General features: G+C 56.4%; 5 protein-coding genes and 1 pseudogene. 3 read left to right on the forward strand and 3 right to left on the reverse strand.

Features of this window, described 5'->3' with window-relative positions; all coding sequences use genetic code 11:
- Window positions 1-375 precede the first annotated feature (375 nt).
- Window positions 376-699, reverse strand: coding sequence for a hypothetical protein (locus IVB32_RS30865; RefSeq protein WP_247412428.1), 324 nt, complete (start codon window positions 697-699; stop codon window positions 376-378).
- A gap of 905 nt (window positions 700-1604) precedes the next feature.
- Here IVB32_RS30865 and IVB32_RS30870 point away from each other — a divergent pair.
- Together IVB32_RS30870 and IVB32_RS30875 are read left to right on the forward strand one after the other, a co-directional pair.
- The gene (locus IVB32_RS30870; RefSeq protein ID WP_247412430.1) at window positions 1605-2087 is read left to right on the forward strand and encodes a hypothetical protein; all 483 of its coding nucleotides are present in this window, start codon (window positions 1605-1607) and stop codon (window positions 2085-2087) included.
- 50 nt (window positions 2088-2137) lie between these two features.
- Window positions 2138-2818 (forward strand): HAD hydrolase-like protein, encoded by a 681-nt coding sequence (locus IVB32_RS30875; protein ID WP_247412433.1) that lies wholly within the window; start codon window positions 2138-2140, stop codon window positions 2816-2818.
- A 387-nt stretch (window positions 2819-3205) separates the two neighbouring features.
- Here the strand turns inward: IVB32_RS30875 and IVB32_RS43165 are convergent.
- Both IVB32_RS43165 and IVB32_RS30885 read right to left on the reverse strand, forming a co-directional pair.
- A pseudogene (locus tag IVB32_RS43165) lies at window positions 3206-3812 on the reverse strand (nitrogen fixation protein FixA); the annotation flags it as partial.
- A 27-nt stretch (window positions 3813-3839) separates the two neighbouring features.
- The gene (locus tag IVB32_RS30885; protein WP_247385650.1) at window positions 3840-4583 is read right to left on the reverse strand and encodes a LuxR family transcriptional regulator; all 744 of its coding nucleotides are present in this window, start codon (window positions 4581-4583) and stop codon (window positions 3840-3842) included.
- Between the two features lie 1153 nt (window positions 4584-5736).
- Between IVB32_RS30885 and IVB32_RS30890 the strand changes: the two genes are divergently transcribed.
- The coding region (locus IVB32_RS30890) for a transposase (protein WP_247412437.1) at window positions 5737-6000 on the forward strand (264 nt) is incomplete at its 3' end.

The following is a 6000-nucleotide window of genomic DNA, read 5'->3' on the forward strand; positions in this document are numbered from 1 at the left end:
ATGAAAATGCCAATGACCGGAACAAAGTGGTGCGAGCGCGCCGATCTCACGGTGATGGAGCCAAGCGCGTCGGTCTCTTGCAGGCAGCCCGCGTTTGGCAAGTTCCGTAGCCGCAGGGCTAGGTTCAAAGCGCTCGACGAACACCTGGCGCACGTACATCTTGGCTATCCGTTTTGCAGTCCCAGTCGTGTTGTGGTCGCGGCTAGTGTCGATAACCAAGCCTCAAGCAAGACTGCAAGTGCTGCTCGACTTCTGCTTGTACTATCTCACCCTCACCGGGCCGCAAGTATTCTGCGACATTGGCGTTTATTCCAAAGGACACGCCTGCGTCGAGCAGGCGTTTACGAGTTGCTTGCGTTGAGCTCATCAAACATCCTAGCCGGCCGCTTTGCCTCGCTCTTGCGCGAACAAGTTGATCTGCGGGCGCTTCTGCATTTCGGCAGTCCACATGATGCCCCTGGCGTCGGAACGGCCGCTTGTCGCCTCCCGATCTGCGATTACCTGCCGCATGGCCTTGATATCCTGGATGAGTTCGAGACTTCCACCGTGTCGGCAGTATGGCCAGTCGAGCGATGCCATCCATTGTGCTGCGTAGCGCCTCCAACGTTCGAAGAATGACGGAGTTGTTTGATGGAATAGATAGCTTTCATCTGAACTCTTGACTGGTGACGGCGAGAGATCGCTGTTTTTGAAATGCATCCTTCACCGTCGCTGCAATCAACGTGCCGAAAACCGCCTTCCTCGTCTTGCTGCAAGAGAACAACACCGTGCGCTTTGCGAGCGCGCGCGGAAACATTTTACGCCCTGATGTCGGGGACCGGACATTAACGTCTTCAAGACGACCCGGCTGAAAACAGACATAGCGGCGTGAAAACATGAGCCGGTCCCCTTGCCGACCTCGCTTGCGTCTGCGCCATGTGCCTGAAAGTACATTCAGTGAAGCCTAGCCGAATCGCACGAGCTTCGTTCACAAACGCCCTCATTTATGTGACGCTTCAATAGCCTTCACTTTGCGTATCGATGCCGTCACGGAGCGTCTACCCATTGAAAGCTGCAACAACGGCGGACAGCGCTGTTCGCTCCGTGACATCAAGGAGATCGGAGCGTGCACGAATTCAATCAGCAAACAGGGCCCGATGGTCCCTCAGGTGGGGGTCCAGTTCACTGAACGTTTTCGTTCTTCAGCGTAGGGTTCGGACTGGCCGCTTGAGGATTGGACCAAGACATTCCCGCCGCGGCAACAGTCGCGTAACGCTCTTTGCTGCGGCTGTCAGGCGGAGCACCGCGGGATGGCCCCCATCAGGCACCGTGCCCACCAAAGTTGACTTTTGGCGGCCGCGCTCTCGGAAGTCCGGCAGCCGGATCAGGGCGGCTGTTTCGAATCACACAGTTCGTTTGCCAAGCTCGGCGAAGCCTCCTGCCCGCGAAAGAGGACTTGGTACGAGCCTTGCTTGCTGAGGCGCAAAACCATGTGCTTCGCGCGAGCCGACGGATTACCTCCGCTCGGGGTCGGTTCCAGACATCGGATGTCTGCAACCGGACAGGGAGGAAAACAACAACATGCAACGGGCGACATCCATAATCGTCGGTCAGGGAGATATAGCATGTCCGGTGCTGCACGCGCATTTCTGTTGCCTTCAAGCCGCTCACAAAGGCCGGTTTCCGATCAGCTCAAGCACATGGTGCCGAAGCTTGAAAACCGTGCACAGAGGGGGTTCCGCGTTGCCGCATCTATGCATGAAGAACGGTTTCAACATACAAAGTCATGCCGGCCAGCAGGCAAACTAGCAGATGTTGATTTCACTGAGCAGGACGCGCATTCCAGGCCGCATGTAGCTATAGCACACGTTCGCACTCCCTCTCACAGGGAGAAGAGTGACGCCGACTTCCAGCCCTTTGACAATCATAAAACCTCCCGCCGTCGTTTGACGGTTTGTTTGAACGGGGCTCTGGTCAACGCTGATGTGCCCCTTGAAGTCTGCTTTCTTTGCTGCCGCGGGGACATCGAGGGAATCGGTCTTTCTGCGTTTACGTTCGAGATGCCGCCCCGTTGGCGGGCAAAAACGCGCAGACGAGACTTCGAATAGATTGATCGCCGATCTCACCTCAACGAAAACGTCTGCAGCATGAGGCCATGATGAAACCTGCTCTTGTATTCGATTGGAACGGCACTCTCCTCGACGACGCCGACGCCTTGCTACAAACGACGAACACCATTTTGGACCGCTTCGGCCGAGCTGCCATCGACATGCACACTTTTCGGGATCATTTCGATGTTCCACTTTCGGTTTTTTACCGCAATCTAGGAATGTCGGAGAGTGAAATCGAAACGGTCGATAACCATGACAGCGCTATTTTTCACGATACTTACGAACCGCTGGCGAGCAAAGCCGAACTGCGCGAAGGCGCGCGTTGCATTTTGGAAACGGCACGTCAACAAGAGGTTCCCAGCATTATTGTTAGTAACCATATAGTCGATCCCCTTATTACCCAATTACGAAGACATGGAATCGACGATTGTGTCGCGGAGGTTCTGGCTTTTGAAAGCCGCGCTACTCAATATAAAAGCACAAGCAAAGGAGAGCGGCTTCGTCTGTATATGCGAGCATACAATCTGAACCCCAGCTCAACGTTCATCATCGGGGACATGCCGGTCGAAACGGATATCGCACGCGAACTTGGCCTGATCAGCGTAGCCATTACGGGCGGATTTGTTTCCGAGACGCGTCTGCGAGCGGCGCAGCCGGATTATCTCATCGAGGACCATCATAAGCTGCTGCCCATTCTGCAGGAGCGTGGCGTTTTTCAGAACTCATAACGACGCAGAGCATGACTGAAAACCTCTACCGTCCATGTCTTCCTGTTCTCCAGCGAAGCCTTCACACTGATGGCCGAAGCATCGGCTCTGGACGGACGAGGCCCAAACGAAGGTGCGCGCCTAATTAGTATTGGCCGATAGGGGACTTCGCCGTTCGAGTTTGTCAATCTGCAACCTGACGCAGTCCGACTTAACACCCATTCCCTACGTCGAGGTCCTTCCAGACGGGCTGCGGTCTTTAAGACGTAAGACCCGCGCCGAGAAATTTCCTCTGGTCGGGAGCGCGCTTGCCGCGGCCCTGCCGTCGAGTTCTTATCCAGGAGCGGTTAGAGCCTCGGAATTGTGCAGCGACGCGCATGCCTGATAGCGCCCACAAAGCTGCCCAGATTACTCGCGGACCGGTGCGGCAACTTCCGCTTCAAGTTTTGGCTGGTGCTTGAAGATCGCGTGGATCAAAGCTTGCGGCGGCTGCTCGGAAGCCTCCACCAGCATCGCTTTGTCAGCGCGCGCCGAGGGAGCGAAGACTCACTTGATCACGGTCGGCGAGACCACATTTGGAATGGTCCTCGAGACCCGCGTCCTGTGCGTTCCATTTCACGATTGGCGCGCGGGCGGCTCGTAGCGCATCCGGCCATGGCGCCGCGGCGAATGTGGTGGTGGCCTCGAGAATCGTAATGAGATACGGGCTGGTAAGCAGAACCTGGACACCGCCTTCGGCACGTCGTTCCGTTTGGATTGTGCGCACGGTTAGGTCTAGTGCTCTGATCTTGCCGACGTAGGTCAGCCGTAGCATCCCAAGCCGCTTCGCAATCCCGGGTCCCACCTGGGCGGTGTCACCGTCGATGGTTTGCTTGCCGGTAAAGATGAAGTCGGCGGTCCATGCTCCTTACGAACTTTTCGGATGGCGGCTGCCAGTTATCACCAGAGTATCAGAACCAGCGAAGCGCCGGTCAATGAGCAGAACGGCTCGATCGGCGCCGAATGTCAGCGCCTTGGGTACAATCGTCCTCCATCAAGATGCTCACGCAGCATGGACATCAAAAATAAGATTGAGGCGGATCGCCACAATGACAGCTTGGATCCGGCTGGTCGCGCCCAGCTTTCGCATCGCGTTCTTAAGATGAAAGTTCACCGTATTCTCGCTGATTTGTAATATCCTCCCGATTTCCCATGACGATTTGCCCTCTGCCACCCACCCTAGACAATCTAATTCCCGCTGTGATAGCGCAACTCTCATATTGCAGTTATCTTCCGCCGGACGTGTGATCTCCACACAAGCGGTGTGAAAGTGCCAGGCTAGTGCGTTCAGATGGCCTTTGGAATGTTGCGGATCGGCATCGTCGAACCGAGATGCAAACGATACGACCGATAATCGACCCAATGGCCCAAACAATGGTACACTCATGCCGTGCTTGAGACCGGCCTCTCTGGCCTCGTCAAGTACGCGCCTTTCGTCGGGCTGTAGTTGATATTGCTCGGCGAGTTGATCCCACAGAAACGGCCGCGAAAGCGTCGGTGTCCGCCGGACCACCGGATCGATTTTGTGGTACTTTCGCTCAAAATATCGTTCACACCACTCGGGCGGCCACTTAACGGCCACGGCGGGCGGCGGATACTCCGGTAGGCGAAGTGGCTCCGCGAAATTGAGCGCTCCGTAAGAGACTTCGCTGAAGCCTTCGTCGCTGGCACAGCTCACAAGAAGCTCGAAAAGCGATCGGAGCGATTGCGTTCGCGTCGCGCATTCGGTGAAGCTGAAAAGATCCATTTTGGGCGCCTCAGCGGGCTGACCCAAGAGGTCGGTATTGCGCCGCTCGATTGAGCTTGTTTTAAGCGGAGGCAAGTTCCAATCCGTCGCCGAGCCGCTCCGCGGTCCCGAGCTCAACGAGCCCGGTGTCACCGCGGATGTTCGGCTTGCCGGCGAGCATGAAAAGAAATGGGCCAAGGTCGTGCACGATCTACGGATCTGCATCGTCAGCCCCCAACTGATCTTCACCGCGCCGGCACCGACGAGAGCCGGGTCGATGAGCAGCCCAACAGACTCGTCGCGCAACTTTGGCTCCTTGCATGAACAATGCGCGGCGTCTGGGCGGCTTAGTCGCACGCCTCCGACGCGAACAATTCTTAAGGGTTGACCGCGACCGGCCCTCGTCGTGCAAGACGATGTTCGTCGGGGGGATACCCCGATATGCCGGCGGTCGGAAAGTCTGCTTGGTGCAGAGGGCACTTTGCATACGCATCTCCGGAAGGGAGAGAACCTAGGGATGAGAACAGCAAGGGTCGTACCAGTTGCACCGCTCCAAAAAATCGGGTTTAACGACAATGACTTGAGAGAATTGGGATAGCTGCCTCGAGCGCGTGCGTTGAAGAATTCGCGACAACAGGAGGAAAGCCGACAGCGCCATTTGGCTTAATTGTTCGTGACGATTGCCTGATTGGCTTTTTCTCTTGGGTGTGACCGGTGCCCCTGAATCGCTCATTATTGCGTGTCGCTTGCCAATAAACTGAAAACGAGCGAAAACGTTCAAGGACAGCGCATGCAGGCTGTCTGAATCCTCTGTGAGCCGAATCCGCTCTGGCCGACCAACACATGCACTTCTGAGGCACTGACGGGAGATGAGCGCTCGTCTGTCTAGTTGCGCGCCGACGCTTCAATCTGTCACTGCCGCTGTTAGCGGCTTACCGACGTTTCTCAGGACAGCGGCGCGGCAGTTGACAAACATCTGCTTCGTGTAATTCTCGCCGAAGTAATCCGTCGTCCGTGAACAAGGTTCTAAGCGATTGAGCAGGAGTCTCTTTTTCGGATTCGAGGCGGTTTGAGATTGCAGGGAATGGGAGGTTGAAGCCGCCAAACCCTGCAATTTCGCTTTTGGATTCCCTTTCCCTGCGGCCCATGATTCTGTGGTGCATCGGAGGGAACGATGCGGCCGAAGAAGCACAAGACGACGGGATCGAACGATCTGTTCCGGGCGCGGCTGGACCAGATCATCAATCTGAAGCACGAGTTGGTTCAGCTCGCCGGCAAGATCGATTGGGACTGGATCGACGGCGAGGTCGCGCCGCTCTACAGCGAGAATGGCCGGCCCGGAATCGAGACCCGGTTCATGATCGGGCTGTTGTTGCTCAAGCATATCTACGGGCTGTCCGATGAGGGGGTGTGCGAGCGCTGGGTCCACGACCCTTAT

Origin of the sequence: Bradyrhizobium sp. 23, from assembly GCF_023073295.1 — a bacterium.
In the GTDB taxonomy this organism is placed as follows: Bacteria; Pseudomonadota; Alphaproteobacteria; order Rhizobiales; family Xanthobacteraceae; genus Bradyrhizobium; species Bradyrhizobium canariense_D.